The organism is Oleiphilus sp. HI0132 (genome assembly GCF_001635845.1).
The window spans coordinates 1-249 of record NZ_LWGJ01000931.1 but is presented as its reverse complement, the minus strand read 5'-3'; the positions used below and the strand labels follow the sequence as shown (position 1 = coordinate 249).

1 protein-coding gene is annotated in these 249 nt (G+C 40.2%); it reads right to left on the bottom strand.

Annotation, left to right across the window (positions count from 1 at the left end; translation table 11 throughout):
- Positions 1-249 (bottom strand): putative solute-binding protein (locus tag A3766_RS30970; RefSeq protein ID WP_231882882.1); only part of this gene is annotated, 249 nt, incomplete at both ends.

The window sequence follows — 249 nt, the reverse complement described above, 5'->3', positions numbered from 1 at the left end:
GGAGAGGTATGGCAGCGTATTTTCCATAATAAGGATAAAGCGCGGGCATCAAAGCGATCTGTAACCTTAAGCGTTAAACGAATATTCTTGTAGAAATCCTCTAACTCATCTTTGGTCGACTGGTCGGTTCTGATCCAATATTTTTTGGGGATCTGTTTTTCGGCATTGTTAATAAGGGTGGAAATATTATTCATCCGGTTAACAATATAGTGGCGCATTTTAGTACCGAAGTCTTCGCTAAACTCAGAC